General features: G+C 71.8%; 12 protein-coding genes. 7 read left to right on the top strand and 5 right to left on the bottom strand.

The annotated features are described in order from the left end of the window. Positions 1 to 210: 210 nt before the first annotated feature. From VMR06_RS13570 to VMR06_RS13550, 5 genes are all read left to right on the top strand, one after another. Positions 211 to 1,845 (top strand): serine hydrolase, encoded by a 1,635-nt coding sequence (locus tag VMR06_RS13570; protein ID WP_325377149.1) that lies wholly within the window; start codon positions 211 to 213, stop codon positions 1,843 to 1,845. Positions 1,846 to 1,855: 10 nt separating this feature from the next. Next, positions 1,856 to 3,067, top strand: coding sequence for a sensor histidine kinase (locus tag VMR06_RS13565; RefSeq protein WP_325377147.1), 1,212 nt, complete (start codon positions 1,856 to 1,858; stop codon positions 3,065 to 3,067). Next, positions 3,064 to 3,825, top strand: a complete 762-nt coding sequence (locus tag VMR06_RS13560; protein WP_325377145.1) for a LytTR family DNA-binding domain-containing protein — start codon at positions 3,064 to 3,066, stop codon at positions 3,823 to 3,825. Before VMR06_RS13565 ends, VMR06_RS13560 begins: the two co-directional genes overlap by 4 nt. A 63-nt stretch (positions 3,826 to 3,888) precedes the next feature. Then, the gene (locus VMR06_RS13555; protein ID WP_325377143.1) at positions 3,889 to 4,779 is read left to right on the top strand and encodes a CHAD domain-containing protein; all 891 of its coding nucleotides are present in this window, start codon (positions 3,889 to 3,891) and stop codon (positions 4,777 to 4,779) included. Between the two features lie 244 nt (positions 4,780 to 5,023). Continuing rightward, positions 5,024 to 5,404: an HU family DNA-binding protein gene (locus VMR06_RS13550; RefSeq protein ID WP_325377226.1), complete on the top strand. Its 381-nt coding sequence runs from the start codon at positions 5,024 to 5,026 to the stop codon at positions 5,402 to 5,404. A gap of 560 nt (positions 5,405 to 5,964) precedes the next feature. On the opposite strand, the gene VMR06_RS13545 is transcribed toward VMR06_RS13550, so the two are convergent. The 4 genes from VMR06_RS13545 to purE form a co-directional block, all read right to left on the bottom strand. Next, entirely contained in the window at positions 5,965 to 7,065 is a 1,101-nt protein-coding gene (locus VMR06_RS13545) for a hypothetical protein (protein ID WP_325377141.1), read from the bottom strand. 118 nt (positions 7,066 to 7,183) lie between these two features. Beyond that, on the bottom strand, positions 7,184 to 8,776 hold the full coding sequence (locus VMR06_RS13540; protein ID WP_325377139.1) for an NAD(P)/FAD-dependent oxidoreductase: 1,593 nt from the start codon (positions 8,774 to 8,776) through the stop codon (positions 7,184 to 7,186). 106 nt (positions 8,777 to 8,882) lie between these two features. Further along, positions 8,883 to 10,022: a 5-(carboxyamino)imidazole ribonucleotide synthase gene (locus VMR06_RS13535; protein ID WP_325377137.1), complete on the bottom strand. Its 1,140-nt coding sequence runs from the start codon at positions 10,020 to 10,022 to the stop codon at positions 8,883 to 8,885. A gap of 2 nt (positions 10,023 to 10,024) precedes the next feature. Continuing rightward, entirely contained in the window at positions 10,025 to 10,534 is a 510-nt protein-coding gene (gene purE / locus VMR06_RS13530; protein ID WP_325377135.1) for a 5-(carboxyamino)imidazole ribonucleotide mutase, read from the bottom strand. An 88-nt stretch (positions 10,535 to 10,622) separates the two neighbouring features. Between purE and VMR06_RS13525 the strand changes: the two genes are divergently transcribed. Then, positions 10,623 to 10,892 carry a Trm112 family protein gene (locus tag VMR06_RS13525; protein WP_325377134.1) on the top strand — a complete coding sequence of 90 codons (270 nt, stop codon included), beginning with the start codon at positions 10,623 to 10,625 and terminating at the stop codon, positions 10,890 to 10,892. 175 nt (positions 10,893 to 11,067) lie between these two features. After that, positions 11,068 to 13,428, top strand: coding sequence for a DUF1631 domain-containing protein (locus VMR06_RS13520; RefSeq protein ID WP_325377132.1), 2,361 nt, complete (start codon positions 11,068 to 11,070; stop codon positions 13,426 to 13,428). A gap of 73 nt (positions 13,429 to 13,501) precedes the next feature. Here VMR06_RS13520 and VMR06_RS13515 read toward each other — a convergent pair whose 3' ends face one another. After that, the gene (locus tag VMR06_RS13515; protein ID WP_325377130.1) at positions 13,502 to 15,958 is read right to left on the bottom strand and encodes a S9 family peptidase; all 2,457 of its coding nucleotides are present in this window, start codon (positions 15,956 to 15,958) and stop codon (positions 13,502 to 13,504) included. Positions 15,959 to 16,031 lie beyond the last annotated feature (73 nt).

Below are 16,031 nucleotides of genomic sequence, written 5' to 3'. Positions count from 1 at the left end.
ATCGGTATAAATGGTTTATACCGATGCGCAGCCTAGCCGGTTCCGCGCTGCGCCGCCACTGGCTCCGGGCGGGCCGTCCGCGCCCGGTGCGAGGACGTTCGCTCCACATCCGGCGGCGTTCGTCGCCGCATCCGGCCGCTCCGTCGCAACGCGCTGCCGCTTGCCTGCGGCTGCGCGAGCATCCACGCTCCCTCTCCCATGGAGTCGATCATGAACCTGGCAATCCTCGGCATCGCCGCCGCCGTCGCGTTCGGCGCGGGACCGGCGCAGTCCGGCGACGATGCGAAGCTGCGCGCGCTGGTCGACCAGCGCCTGGCCGGCGACCGCACCGGCGCCTGCATGGCGGTGGCGGTGATCGAGCGCGATCGCGTCGCGCGCAGCTTCGCCTGCGCCGATCCCGCGCAGGCCGCGCGCATCGACGCCAGGACCGCGTTCGAGATCGGCTCGGTCAGCAAGACGATGACCGCGGCCCTGCTGGCCGACCTGATCGCGCAGGGCAAGGCCGCGCTCGACGATCCGCTGGCCGACTACCTGCCCGAAGGAACGAAGGTGCCCGCGTTCCAGGGCCAGCCGATCCGGCTGCGCCACGTCGTCACGCATACCTCGGGCCTGCCGGCACTGCCGTCGCGCATGAAGATGGCCGATCCGGCCGATCCCTACGCGAAGCTGAGCGAGCGCGACCTGCTCGACTCGCTCGGCGACGTCACGCTGGGCGTGGCGCCGGGCACGCGCTTCGAGTACTCCAACTTCGCCTCGATGCTGCTGTCGCTGGCGGTCGCGCGGCGCGCCGGCAGCGACTACGAGACACTGCTGACGACGCGTCTGCTGCGGCCGCTCGGCATGGACGGCGCCTATGTCGCACGCGCGCCCGACGGCATCCGTGCGGCCGCCGGCCATACGCCGAACGGCCGCACGACGCCGGCCTGGACGTTTCCGGTCGATCTCGCCGGTGTCGGCGGCGTGCGCGCGACGCTGGAAGACATGGTGCGCTACGTAGAAGCCGGACTCGGCCGTGCCGATGCGCCGATCGTCGCCGCGCTGGCCGCGACCCAGCAGCCGCTGTCGCAGACGCCGCCGATGGGCATGAACTGGATGCTGATGCCGGTCGGCGAGCGCCGCGTGCTGGTCCACGAGGGCGGCACCGGCGGCTTCTCCTCGTTCGTCGCGATCGACCGCAGCCGCGAGCGCGGCGTGGTGATCCTGTCCGATACCGCCTGGCATTCGCTCGGCGGGCTCGGCAGCCTCGGCCTGCATCTGGTCGACGCCAGCCTTCCGCTCGGCAAGCCGCGCAAGGCGGTCGCACCGGATCAGGCGCTGCTCGACGGCCTGGTCGGCCGCTACCGGGTCGGCGAGGCGCTGACGATGCGGCTCAGCCAGCGCGACGGCGCGCTGGTGATCGAGCCGGACGGCCAGGGCGCCCACACGATGGGCCACGACGACGCCGGCGATTTCTATCCGCTGGATTTCGACGCGGTGCTGCGGCCGCAGCGCACGGCGCAGGGCTACGGCTTCACCTGGATGCAGATGGGCGCCGAACGGGCCGCGGTGCGCCTGGACGCGGCGCCGGCGCGGACCGTCGCGCGGCCGAGTGCCGAGGCGCTGCGCGCCTACGCCGGCGAGTATCCGCTGATGCAGGGGTTCTCGCTGACCGTCAGCGAGAAGGCGGGCCGGCTCTACGTGCAGGGCACCGGACAGTCGCCGATCGAGGTCGAGGCGGTCGACCGCGACGTATTCACCGCCGCCGCGGTCGCCGCGGAGATCCGTTTCGAGCGCGACGAGGCCGGCGCGGTCCATGCGCTGACGCTGCTGCAGGGCGGCCAGCAGCTGCGCGGCGAGCGGCGCTGAGCGAGGCCGCGTGAGCGCCGACTATCCGCTCGATCGCCCGCTGCCGCCCGACGTCCTGGTCGGCGGCGGCGCGAGGTGGAGCCGCTACCGCCAGTATCCGGTGTTCAGCCTGCCGTGGCTGCGCGGCCGCAGCGCGCTGTTCGCATCGATCATCGGCACGATCGCGCTGCTGATCGGCGGCGCGATCGGCCTGGCCGCGCGCGACTACGGCCTGGTGCTGCCGATGGCGTTCTACCAGTTCGCCGGCTTCGGCCTGATGGCGACGACCGGCCCGGCGCTGGCGACCTGGGTCCGCCATCGCGGCTGGTCGGCCGTGGCCGAACGGCGCGGCATCGTCGTGGCGATGCTGCTCGGCATGGTCGCCAGTTATGCCGCCGACGCCGTGACCTCGGCGCGCGTCAACGCGATGATCGCCTCGGCCATCGGCCCGGCGGCCCATCCGCCGATCCCGGATCTGGGTGCGGTCGAGCGTGCGGTGTCGATCGCGCTCAACCTGCTGGTGCTGATCATCGTCTACGGCCTGTTCGGCGGCGGTCTCGCGCTGCGCGCGTACTTCGGCGAACGGCAGCGCTGGCACGACCACCGCAACGACCGCGCGCTGGCCGATGCGCGCGTGCAGGCGCAGCGCGCCGATCTGCGTCTGGGCCTGCTGCAGGCGCAGGTGGAGCCGCACTTCCTGTTCAACACGCTGGCCTCGGTGCGCGCGCTGATCCGCCGCGATCCGGCACGCGCCGAGGCGACCCTGGACGCCCTGGTCGATCATCTGCGCGCGACGATTCCGCGTCTGCGCGACGAGGATGCGCTGCTGCATTCGACGCTGGGCCAGCAGCTCGACATCTGCGCCAGCTACCTGGAGCTGATGCGCCTGCGCACCGGCGACCGGCTGAGCTACGCGGTCGAGGCCGACGCGGTGCTGCGCGGCTGTGCCTATCCGCCGCTGCTGCTGCTGACCCTGGTCGAGAATGCGGTCAAGCACGGCGTCGAACCCAGGCCCGGTCCCGGACGGGTGGTGCTGGCGGCGCGGCGCGAAGGTGCGGATCTGGTCGTGACCGTCAGCGACGACGGCGCCGGTCTGCAGCCGGGCTTCGGCGGCGGCATGGGCCTGGCCAACGTGCGCGAGCAGCTGGCGATGCGCTACGGCGAGCGGGCGCGCCTGCAGCTGCACGGCCGCGGCGGCGCCGGCACGCAGGCCGAGATCCGCCTGCCGGCGGGGGCGCCGTGAGCGCGCCGGTCACCGCGCTGATCGCCGAGGACGAGGCGCCGCAGCGTGCGGCGCTGCTCGATCTGCTCGCCGAGGAATGGCCCGAGCTGGAGATCGTCGGTGCCTGCGAGGACGGGCCGTCGGCGCTGCTGATCGCCGCGGAGCGGCGGCCGCAGATCGCGTTCCTCGACATCCGCATGCCCGGCATCGGCGGGCTCGACGTCGCGCGCGCGGTCGTCGCCGGCGGCGGCCTGGTCGTGTTCACGACGGCCTACGACGAGTACGCGGTGCGCGCCTTCGAGGCCGGCGCCGCCGACTATCTGCTCAAGCCGATCCAGCCCTTGCGCCTGCGCCGCACCGTCGAGCGGCTGCGCGCGCGGCTGGCGCGGCCGGATGCGATCGCGGCCGCTCCGCTCGGCGCGCTGGAGGCGCGGCTGCGGCCGCAGGGCGAGCGCCTGATCCGCTGGATCAGCGCCAGCGCCGGCGACAGCGTACGCATGATCGGTATCGACGAAGTGGTCTATTTCCAGGCGCAGGACAAGTACGTGCGCGTCGTCACCGGCAGCGACGAGGCGATCATCCGCACACCGCTCAAGGATCTGCTGGCCGGGCTCGACCCGGACCTGTTCTGGCAGGTGCATCGCGGCGTCGTCGTGCGCGTCGCGGCGATCGAGCGGCTGCGCAAGGACGAGCTCGGCCGCGCCGTGCTGCGGCTCAAGGGACGCGCCGAGAAACTGCCGGTCAGTGCCGCCTTCGTGCACCGTTTTCGCGGCATGTAGGACGTAACGGTTTTCTCACGCTGCTCGGTTAGCCTGTCGGCGATCGAGGCCGCGATACCGCCGATGCCCGCCGTTTCCGTTCCGTCCGTGCCGAGTGCCACGCCGCAGCCGGACGTGGCCGCCGCGAAAGCCGTGCGCGACGAAGCGGCGGCCGGGCTCGGCGTGGGGCTGTATGCGCTCGCCGCAGCTGACCTCGCGGTACTCGCCGAGGCACTGGCCGACGGCACCGCGCCGCATCGCGGCGTCCACGAGGCGCGCAAGGCGATCCGTCGTCTGCGCGCGATCCTGCGGCTCGGGCACCGGCGCCTGGGGCCACGTGCCGCGACCGCCGATGCCGCGCTCGCGCATCTGGCCGATGGTCTTTCCGATCTGCGCGATGCGCAGGTTCTGGTCGATCTGGCCGGACGCCATCTGCGCGAGGCCCGCGACGAGGACGAGCGCCGGTGCCGCGCGGCGCTGCGGCGGCAGCTGCTGGCCGAGCGCCGGGCGGTACTGGCGCGGGTCCGCGCTCGCGATCCGGGTTTCGCCGCGCGCCGCGCCGAAGTCGCGCGGATCGGCCGGATCGTCGAACGCCTGCCGTGGGCGCGGCTCGACGCCGATGACCTCGAACGCGCGCTCGCGCGCAGCCAGCGCCGCGCCGAGCGCGCCGGCGAACGTGCGCGGCGCGCCGGCGCAGACGCCGAGCGGCGCCACCGCTGGCGCCGGCGTCTGCGTCGGCTGCGCATGCAGTGGAGCGCGCTCAAGACGCTGCGCAAGCGCGAACGCGACGACGCCGGCCGACGCGCGCTCGCGGCGCTGCTCGCCGGCCTGCGCCGCCGCAGCGGTGCGTTTCGCGCGCTGGCTGCGACCGTCGACGTGCTCGGCGCCGAGCAGGATCGGCGGCTGCTGGAGGCGGTGCTGGCGCGTCCGCAGCCGGCCGGTGCGGCGGCTGTTCCGGCCGGCGTGGCGCGCTGAGCGCAGGCGCCCGGATCCGCTCGCGCCGGCTTGCATGGCGCGAGCGGCGGCTGCCGCTGCCGGGGCGCGATGGCGCGGCGGCCCGGCGCGGGCGCCGTGCAACGGCGATACGGGCCGCCTTTCACGGGGAATGGCGCATCGCAGCGTGGTGCAATCCGCTTGGCGGCGCCTTTGGCTTGTCCTACAGTGCGCACTCCGAAGCCGTGACCCGCAACCAAACCCCGATACTGGAGCGACATCGATGATCAAGAAGTCCGCGAAGAAGACCGTCCCGCAGAAGTCGGCCGCCGCCAAGGCCCCCGCCGCTGCCAAGCCGATCAAGGAAGCCCTCGGCAAGTCGGGCCTGGTGGCTCACCTGGCCGAGTCGACCGGCGTGGCCCCGAAGGACGTCCGCGCCGTGCTCGCCAGTCTCGAATCGGCGGTCGCCGGTTCGGTCAGCAAGAAGGGCGTCGGTTCGTTCACGCTGCCGGGTCTGCTCAAGATCACGGCCGTGAAGGTGGCGGCCAAGCCCAAGCGCAAGGGCATCAATCCGTTCACCAAGGAAGAGCAGTGGTTCGCGGCCAAGCCGGCCAGCGTCAAGATCAAGGTGCGTCCGCTCAAGAAGCTCAAGGACGCCGCGGCCTGAAGCCGTTTTCCGGGATGCGGCGGCCACGGTCGCCGCATCCGCTTGACGCGATGCCAGTCATCGCGATGCGCCCTTCGAGGCGCGTTTCGTTTCTCTCCTCCGCTCCTGCGCGTTCGCGCCGTCGGCGCATGCAGGACGCCGTCCTCGCCGCTCCTTCCCAAGCCCCTGTCCGACCGCGCTGACCCGGCGGCGTGATCGATCGGACCGCAGGCATCGCGGATGTTTCGAGCGCTTGCATGTGCGTTGCGCAGCGGCTGGTCCAGCCGGTTCCGGTGGCAGGCGTGAACGCGTCCGCGTGCGGTGCGGCTGCTCGCCTATCGCGATGCGCGATCGCTCACATGCCGTCGATGCGATCGCGACATGTCCTGGCTTCGATTCGGCCCAACGCGGCGATGTGCGATTCGCAGCAGGCGCGGGTCCTTCGGCCATGCGCTCCCGGTGTGCGTGGGTCCGTGTCGCACCGGGCAGGGCTCGATCCGCCGGCGCTACGCAGCGTTGCCGAACGGGCGCGCGCGCTCCGATGCGCGACGGTGGTCCCAGGGGATGCAAGTCCGATCGCTTCAGTGCAGCGCGACCGCATCGGCGGCGGCCGCGGCCGCCGCCGTGACGGCACGCGCCGGCGCGCGGCTCGTCACGAGGTGCCGATCGAGCACGTAGCGCTCGAGCAGCGGACGATGCGCCTGCGCCCATTCGTCGAGCGCTTCGTTGCGCCCGCTGCGGATCCGGTCGACGAACGCGGTCGACAGCGTCTGTGTCGCTTCCTTGACTGGATCGGCGATCTGGGCCGTATCGAAGTAGCGCCGATCGGTGAAGACGTTGTGGCTGCCGTGCGCATACACCGCCAGCGCCTTGAACGTGCCGCCGGTCGCGTCGAACACCTTGAGCCGATCGTCCGGACCCGACACGAAGCCTGGAATCCGGATGACGTCCTCGCGCGTCGTGATGTGCAGGGTCGGGATCGAGATGCCGGCGAGGATCGGCGCGAAATCCTTCGCGCCGTAGAACGGCGGTGCCGAGATCAGGATCGCCGCGCCGATACGCCGATCTTTCAGCGATACGGCGCCTTCCACGCCCGGGACGGCTGCGCCGATCGCCAGCAGGGTCGTGTTCGCGCCGTAGGAGTGGCCGGCCGCGACGATCGCGTCGCGCGCGATGCGCGGGCCGTATCGGCTCGCCAGCAGGCGGTCGAGCGCGTAGCGCAGATCGCCGGCGCGTGCGACCGCCTCGTCCGGTCCGGCCGCGGCGCGCAGCCGTGCGAGCAGGCCGAGCGGGTCGCCTTGCCACAGCGAGCGGTCGCTGCCGACGTGCTGCAGGTGCAGACTGGCGATGCCGTGACGCGCCCAGTAGCGGCCCAGATGCGTATAGCCGTCGCGCGAGCTGCCGATGCCGGGCGAGAACACGATCAGCGCGACCGGCACACTCCGATCCGCCGAAGCGGGCCGGAACAGCCGCGCCGGTATCCGCCGGTCGCGCGCCGCGTCGATCCATTCGAGATCGGTCGCGGTGTAGCCGGCGTCGTCGGCCTCGACCGCCGCGCCGGCTGCCGGCGTCAGCATGCGCGCGCCGAGCAGTGCCGGCATCGTCAGCAGCGCGATCGCGACGGCCACGGCGGCGGCGAGGCTCGCACGCAGCGAGGCGTGGCGGCGGCGGGGCAGGTTCATCGGCTCGGACAGATCGGCTGCGCGGTGCGCGGCCGATCAGTATAAATGGTTTATACGATTGTCGAACCGCGTCCCGGTCGATGCCGCGCACCACGTTCAGCGTGCGTGCGGGCGGCGCTCAGCGCAGGTCCGCCGCGATCACGCGCGCCGCGTTGTGGCCGGGCGCGCCGGTGACGCCGCCGCCCGGATGCGTGCCGGCGCCGCACAGGTACAGGCCCAGCAGCGCGCCGCGGTAGCCGGCCTGGCCGAGCATCGGCCGCGCGCTGAACAGCTGATTGAGCGACAGCGCGCCATGGAAGATGTCGCCGCCGATCAGGCCGAAATCGCGTTCGAGGTCGAGCGGACTCTTGATCTGGCGGCCGAGCACGGAGTCGGCGAAGCCCGGCGCATAGCGGTCGACCGTCGCGATCATCCGGTCGGCCACGGCCTCGCGATGATCGTCCCAGGAGCGTCCGTCCGGCAGCACCGGCGCGACGTGCTGGCAGAACAGGCTGGCGACGTGGCGGCCCGGCGGCGCCAGGCTGTCGTCGAGCGTGGACGGAATCAGCATCTCGACGATCGGCTCGCGCGACCAGCCGTAGTCGAGCGCGTCGCGATACGCGCGGTCCATGTAGGCCAGGCTCGGCGCCAGGATGATGCCGGCGGTCAGATGGTCGCCGGGGCCCGGCAGGGCCGTGAAGTCGGGCAGCCGCTCGAGCGCCACGTTGATGCGGAACGTACCCGATCCGCAGCGCCAGTGCGCCATGCGCTCGCGCGTCGGCGCCGGCACCCGGTCCGGCGCGATCAGCCGTTCGTAGAGCAGTTTCGGATTGACGTTGGCGACCACCGCGCGTGCGCGCAGCACGTCGCTGCGCGTCGTGACCACGCCGACCGCGCGGCCGTCCTCGACGATCACCTCGCGCACGCCGCAGCCGGTGCGGATCTCGGCGCCGGCGGCGGTCGCCGCCTTCGCCATCGCCTGGGTGATCGCGCCCATACCGCCGATCGCATGACCCCAGGCGCCCTTGACGCCGTCGGCCTCGCCGAAAACGTGGTGCAGCAGCACGTAGGCGCTGCCGGGCGTGTACGGACTGGCGTAATTGCCGACGACGCCGTCGAAGCCGAACACGGCCTTGATCGGCTCGCTCTCGAACCAGCGGTCCAGATACTCGGCCGCCGAGATCGTGAACAGATCGAGCAGCTCCTGGCGCAGCGTCTCGTCGAGCGTGTGCAGGCGCCGGCCGAGCCGGCCGGCACGCAGCAGCTCCGGCAGGGCCTTCCACCAGCCGCCGTCGGTGACGTTCGGCGGCGGCTCCAGCGCCAGGGCGCGCAGCACGTCGGCCATCGCATCGAGACGGCGCTCGTATTCGGGCAGGCGCTCGGCATCTCGGCGCGAGAACTTCGCCACTTCCTCGCGCGTGACGCCGGCGCCGACCTTCAGATGGCGGCCGTCCGGCAGCGGCAGGAAATTGCCGAGCCGGCGCCGCACGACGCGCAGGCCGTGCGCGGCGAGATCCAGATCGGCGATGACCTTGGGCTGCAGCAGCGAGACCGTGTAGGCAGCGACCGAATTACGGAAGCCCGGATGGAATTCCTCGGTGACCGCCGCGCCGCCGACGACGTCGCGGTTCTCGAGCACCAGCACCTCGAGCCCGGCCTTGGCGAGATACGCCGCGCAGACCAGGCCGTTGTGGCCGGCACCGATCAGGATGACGTCGGGCGCTTCACGCATGGGCAGGTCCGGGCTGGGGCGATCACGGGCCGCCATTCGGCGGCGGCAGCGTCGATGATGAAACGGTTCGCGTCGCGCGGCCAGCGCCGGGAGACGCCGCCCGACGTCAGGCAGGGTACGTCCGCAGCGCCGCGACAGCCGGCGCGACCTGGTCGGCGCGATCGAGCGCCGCGCCGATCCGCTCGAGGCGGTCGGCCAGCTCGTGCGGATCGTCGCCGCCGATCGTCGCGTGGCCGACCTTGCGGCCGGCGCGCGGACTCTTGCCGTAGTCGTGCCAGTGCGCGCGCGGCTCGCGCAGGACCGGATCGGCGTCGGGCAGGGTGCCGATCCAGTTCAGCATCACGCTGTGGCCGAGCGCGCGCGTGTCGCCGAGCGGCAGGCCGAGGATCGCGCGGACGTGATTCTCGAACTGGCTGCAGGCGGTGCCCTCGATCGTCCAGTGACCGGAGTTGTGCACGCGCGGCGCCATCTCGTTGCCGAGCAGACGCTCGCCGTGCACGAACAGCTCCAGCGCGAACACGCCGACGTAGTCGAGGTGCTCGGCCAGTCGGCGCGCATGCGCGACCGCGCGCGCTTCGAGCGCTTCGTCGCCGCACAGCGGCGCGAGGCTGGCCGAGAGGATGCCCGAGGCGTGCCAGTTGCGCGTCAGCGGATAGTGGCGGAACTCGCCGTTGCGCGATCGCACCGCGACCACCGAGACCTCGCGCTCGAACGGCACGAACGCCTCGAGGATCAGCGGTACGCCGCCGAGCGCCCGCCAGGCCGCGTCGAGATCGCCGTGCGCGCGCAGCACGAACTGGCCCTTGCCGTCGTAGCCGAGCCGGCGCGTCTTGAGCACTGCCGGCAGTCCGGTCGCGGCGGCCGCGCGCTCCAGGTCCTCGCGGCTGTCGACCGCGGCGAACGTCGGCGTGTCCAGACCGATGCGGCCGAACAGCGTCTTCTCGGCGAGGCGGTCCTGGGCGGTCGACAGCGCCGCGGGGTTCGGGAAAACGCGCGTGCGCGCGGCCATCCATTCGGCGGTCGCGGCCGGCACGTTCTCGAAATCGAAGGTGACGACGTCGCTCTCGGCGGCGAAGGACTGCAGCGCCGCGAAGTCGTTCCAGTCGGCCTGCAGCAGCGGCGCGATCTGTGCGGCGCAGGCGTCGGCGGCGCTGTCGACGACGCGGAAGCGCGCACCGAGCGGTGAGCCGGCCAGGACGAGCATGCGCGCGAGCTGACCGCCGCCGAGGATGCCGATCGTCGCCATGTTCAGTCTTCGCGCGGGTCCGGCTTGGCGAGCACGGCGTCGGTCTGTTCGCGCCGAAACGCATCGAGGCGTCCGGCCAGTGCGGCGTCGTCGAGCGCCAGGATCGAAGCGGCGAGCAGCGCCGCGTTGACCGCGCCGGCGCGGCCGATCGCCAGCGTGCCGACCGGTACGCCGGCCGGCATCTGCACGATCGACAGCAGCGAATCCATGCCGTTGAGCGCATGCGACTGGACCGGCACGCCGAGCACCGGCAGGCGCGTCTTGGCCGCGAGCATGCCGGGCAGATGGGCGGCGCCGCCGGCGCCGGCGATCACGACCTTGAGGCCGCGGCCGGCCGCCTGTTCGGCGTAGGCGAACAGCAGGTCCGGCGTGCGATGCGCCGAGACGACGCGGACCTCGTGCGCGATCTCGAGCCGCTCGAGCGTTTCGACGGCATGGCGCAGGGTGTCCCAGTCCGAACGGGATCCCATCACGACGCCGATCAGTGCCGGCCCGGCCTTGTTCTTGGTCATTGCGCTGTCCTCGCGCACGATGCGCGCGAAACGGCTATTGTAAGCACAACCGGGCGCCGCAAGCGCCCGTTTTCGGCATCGGGAATCCATGGATCAACGCTTACTGAGCCTGCTGCGCTGCCCGGCCAGCCAGGCCGCGCTGCGAGCGCTGCGGCGCGACGAACTCGACGCGCTCAACCGGGCGATCGCCGCCGGCAGCGCCACGCTCGCCGACGGCCAGCCGTGGCGCACGCCGCTGCAGGCCGCCCTGATCACCGAGGACCGGGCCCGCGTGTACCGGATCGAGGACGGCATCCCGGTGATGCTGGCCGATCAGGCGATTCCCGCGGCCGGCATCGACGGTCTCGGCGTTGCCTGAGCGCCGCCGCCGGTCGGCGGGCCCGGATGGCCGAAGCTGACGCAGAGCGTCGAGTGTCGACACCGGCTGCCGGGCTTGTGCGGTGGTTCACACAACAATAACCGCGCGCGAATAAGCTTGTCGGAACCGCGGAAAGGGGACCGTTCCGACTGGTTCCAACCGGACTGCATAGCCCATGGTCAGCCCTGACGACAGCAAGAAGATCATCGACCTGCAGCAGCGGCAGGCGGTGCAGAGCGCTGCGGGCGATCGCCTGGGCGATCTGCTCAAGCGCGTCCGCGGCATCGCGCTCAAGCGCATCGCCGGGCTGGTCGGGGTGCTGTTCGAGAACATCGACGACGCATTGTTCGACCTGGCCGAGAAGGCCGAGAACAATGCCGCCCAGACGCAGTTCTTCGACGGCATGCGCGAGGTGCGCAAGAAGCGCCACCTGGTCGAGCGCCGCTTCCAGGAGCAGGTCACGCGCACGTTCAACGAATTCGCCGAGGGCCGCGCGCGCGTCGCGCGGCCCGAGGCCGCGCCGCAGGCCGGCGCCAGCCTGTCGCTGGTCGACGATCAGGAGCTCGAGCAGTCGCTCGCGGTGTCGGGCATGGTCGCCAAGGCCAACAGCCGCTGGTCGCGCGCGCTGTTCCAGATCAACCAGCGCCTGTCGGTGCTGACCGGCGGCGGCAACGTCGACGACGCGATCAACCCGATCGGTCCGGCCGCGCTCGGCGATGCGTTCCGCGAGGCCACGCGCGAGTTCGATCTCGGCCTGCACGTCCGCCTGATCGTCTACAAGCTGTTCGACCGCTACGTCATGAGCGGCCTCGACGGGCTCTACGAGGAAGTCAATACCGAGCTGATCCAGGCCGGCGTGCTGCCGCAGATCGCCGCGACGCCGGTGCGCGCGCCGGGCCATGCCGGCGGCTACGCGGCACCGGCCGCGCATGGATCGGACGCGGCGTCGCAGCCGGTCGCCGCCGACTCCGCACCGGCGCACGGCGCCTACGACCCGGCCTCGGCCTGGCAGGCCGAGCTCTACCAGACGCTCAACAAGCTGCTGGCCGGCCGGCGCGGACACTCGCACGACATCGGCCTACCGGCGGCCCTGGAGCCCGAATTGGCAGCGCCGCCGGTGCTGAGCCCGGTCGATCTGCTCAGCGCGTTGACGATCCTGCAGAGCCAGAACCCGCACGGCGCGCAGCGCCAGCACGCCCAGGCCGGTGCGGCGCAGGCGGTCCGGCAGATCAAGCAGGACCTGCTCGAGCAGGTCGAGCGGATCGGCGCGGCCGACGGACACCATCACGTCTCCAGCGCCGACGAGGACACGATCGACCTGGTCGGCATGCTGTTCGAGTACATCCTGCAGGACCGCAACCTGCCGGCCCAGATGCAGGCGGTGCTGAGCCGGCTGCAGATTCCGTATCTGAAGGTTGCGATCCTGGACCGCCACCTGTTCGCGCAGCGCGCCCATCCGGCGCGGCGTCTGCTCGACGCGCTGGCACAGGCCGGCCTCGGCTGGTCCGAGGAGGCCGATCCCGATCACCGGCTGCTCGACCGCGTGCGCCAGTCGGTCGAGAAGATCCTGACCGACTTCGACGACGACCTGTCGATCTTCCAGCGCGAGCTCGAATCGTTCGAGGCCTTCCTCGAGCAGGGCCGCAAGCGTGCCGGCCTGGCCGAGCAGCGCGTCGCCGAGGCGGCGCGCGGTCGCGAGCGCCTGCAGGACGCGCGGCGCACCGCGGCGCGCGAGATCCTGCTGCGTATCGACGAGCGCGTGCTGCCGCCGATCATCCATGCGGTGCTGTCGCGGCCGTGGGCCAACTACCTGGTCGTCGCGCTGCTGCGTCACGGCGAGCAGTCCGACGAGTGGCGCAACGGCCTGCGCTTCGTCGACGAGTTCGTCTGGAGCGCGCTGCCCAAGCAGACCGAGGCGGACCGCCAGCGCCTGCACAAGGTCAAGCCGCAGATCGAGCGCGCCCTGCGTCACGGCCTCGGCACGATCGGCCTGCACGACAACGAGATCAACGAGACGATGCGCTCGCTGGCCGAGTTCTACACCTCGCTGCAGGGCGGCGCGCCGGTCGAGCGCAAGACCGTCCGCGAGGTCGTCGTCGAGCGCGCCGGCCTGAGCGCGGCCGCGGTGCCGGCCGAACAGGCCGAGACGCCGGTCGAGCAGGCCGCCGATCTCGCCGGCAGTCCGGTCGAGGAAATCCTGCTCGGTGCCGGTACGATCGAGGCCGATCGCGTCGAGGACGAGCTGCACGAAGACGAATACCTGCAACGCGCCCGCGCGCTGCGGCCCGGCACCTGGCTCGAACTGGTCGACGAGCACGGCCATCGCGAACGCGCCAAGCTGTCGTGGATCAGCCCGATCAGCTCGAAGTACCTGTTCGTCAACCGGCGCGGCCTCAAGGTCGACGACAAGACCGTCACCGCGCTCGCGGCCGAGCTGCGCGCCGGCACCGCGGTGATCCTCGAGGAGGCGCCGCTGTTCGATCGCGCGCTCGATGCGATCGTCGCGCGCCTGCGCGAGGACCACGAGCCGGCCTGATCGGGCTGCGTGCCGGCCCCGCCGGTTCGCCGATGCGTGCCGGCGCAGCCGAACCGCCAGGGGACTCGTATCGTTACGGTGCCGTCGTCGCCTGGGGCTTCGCCGGCGCCGCCACGCCATCTCCCAGGCAGCGCGCCAGGAACGTGTCCACGCCCGCTTCGAGCCGGACGCGGCTGTCGAGATCGGCGATGCCATGGCCTTCTTTCTCGAACGGCAGCCACTGCGCCGGTTTGCCGGCCTTGGCCAGCAGCAGGCGCAGTCTGAGCGCGTGCTCGATCGTCACGCGGCGGTCGCGCGCACCGTGAGCGAGCAGCAAGGGCCGGTCGATCTGGCGGTAGCGATAGACCGGCGAGATCGCCTCGACCGCGTCGACCTGCGTGCTCGGGTCGCCGACCCGCTTCTTCATCAGATCGCGAGCCACCGGGCTGCCGGACCAGTCGCTCGACGAGAACGGCAGCACCCAGTCGGTCACCGCCGCAGTCGCCACGCCGCAGCGATAGCGATCCGGGAAGCGGATCAGGCCCATCAGCGTCGAATAGCCGCCGTAGCTCGCGCCGCGCAGCGCGACGCGCTTGGGATCGAGCGGGTACTCGGCCAGCGCCTTGTCGACCGCGGCGATCACGTCGTCCTCGATCCGGGTGCCGAACGCCCCGTAACCGGCCTGCTCGAACTGCCGGCCGAAGCCGCCCGAACCGCGGAAGTTGACGCGCAGCACCGCGTAGCCGCGGTTGACCATCAGCTGCACCTCCGGATCGTAGTGCAGGGTGTCGCGTACGCCGATCGGGCCGCCGTGCGGCATCACGATCAGCGGGTGAGGCCCCTGGCCTTCCGGCAGGCCCAGATACGCCTCGATCGGCGTGCCGTCGGAGGCCTTCAGCCGCAGCAGCGAGGAGCGCACCGGGCGGGTATGAGCGAAGGCGGGCAGTCGCGCCAGCAATTCCTCGATGCGGTTGTGCTCGGCGTCGTAGAGGTAGTAGGTGCCCGGATCGGTCTCGTCGTTGGCCAGGACCAGGGAGCGGCTGCCGTCGCGGCTGGTTTCGTAGACGGCGATGCTGCGATCGGGCAGCGCGCGCGCCAGCGCGGCGTGCAGTGTCGTGTTCGCCGAATCGAAGTAGTGGACATGGCGGCGTCCATCCTGCAGATAGGCGGCGCCCACCGGTTCGCCGCCGGGTGTGGTCAGGACTTCGAGAATGTCCACGCCCGGCAGCGCGAGCACGGTCTGGACGATCGCGCCGTCGGCGAGGTTCACGCGCACCAGCTCGTTCTGCGCACGGTCGATGTCGGTCGTCGCGTAGACGCCGCTGCCGTCGGGCGCCAGCTGGAGCAGATGGAAGCGGTCTTCGGTCGAGAATCGGCGTACCACCTGCCAACTGCCGTCGGCACTCGTCCGGGTCTTGAGCACGTACTCGCCGTCGTCGCCGGCGACGACCGCGCGCGGCACGCCGGCACGGTCGGTCACGACGTCGCTCCAGCCCTCCAGACCCTTGTCGAGCCGCCGGCTGCGCTCGAACTGGCTGCGCTCGATGCGCTTGCCGTCGAGCGCCACGCGATACAGGCCGGCGCCGCCGCCGGACTCGGGCCGCGCAAACACGACGTGGCGCCCGTCCTCGCCGATCGTCGAGACGAACCAGCCGTCGTACGGGAACGTCAGCAGGTCGAAGGCCGGCGCGCGGCCGGTCTCGATGCGCAGCCGCACCGCGTAGCTGGTACGGCCGCGGTTGTCGACGCCGATCAGCAGCGTGCGATCGGCGGCCCAGCTCATCTGGTAGATCGGATAGTCGCCGCTGTAGACCAGGCTGGCCTGCAGCGTCGCGACGTCGAGCACGCTGATCGTGTGGCGGCCGTCCTTCTGCTCGGCGATCGCGAGCATGTCGCCGGTCGGGTTCAGCCGGACCATCGAGACCTGCCAGTCCGCGAACAGCTCGCGCACCAGGGCCGGCAGGCGCTCGTCGACCTGCTTTTCCGGTTCGGCCAGGGTGGCCGCATCGGCAGCCTTGACGACCGCCGGCAAGGCCGTGTCGCCGAGTTCGCGGGTCAGGAATTCGCCGAAGCGATCGGGCATCGCGCCCTGCCAGCGCAGCGGCCAGCGCTGGCGCAATCCGGGGTAGCGCTCGTCCAGCTCGATCGCGAGCTGGGCCAGGCGGTCGCGCTGGAACGTGTGGAAGACGCCGTAGCCGGCGACGGTCAGATCCAGGTCGCCGGCGTAGCTGATGACGCCGGGCTCGACCTTGAAGTCCAGCCGTCCGTCCTTGCGCAGGTTGACGTACCAGTACGGCTGGTTGTCGAAGCCGATCTCGATGCGGCTGAAGCGGTATTCGCCGGCCGGCAGCTCGAGCAGCCGCAGACTGCGCCCGTGACCCAGGCGCAGCAGGCGCTGGCCGCCGAAGCCGCCGTCCTTGCGATCGATCTTCAGCGACGAGACCGGCACCGCTGCGTCGAGGGCGATCGCGACCAGGCCACGGCCCTCGCGCAGTTCGACCGTGGCCCCCGGCTCGATCTCCTTCGCGCTCGCTGCCGCGGCCAGCAGCATCAGGATGCCGGCCGACCAGGCACGAGGTCCCCGCAGGGACCGTATCGGATATCCGCTCATGCGCCCCCCAAAG

The sequence above is a fragment of the Dokdonella sp. genome, from assembly GCF_035511235.1.
Lineage (GTDB): Bacteria > Pseudomonadota > Gammaproteobacteria > Xanthomonadales > Rhodanobacteraceae > Dokdonella.
The sequence above is the reverse complement of the archived record's forward strand: the minus strand, read 5'-3'. Positions and strand labels throughout refer to the sequence as shown.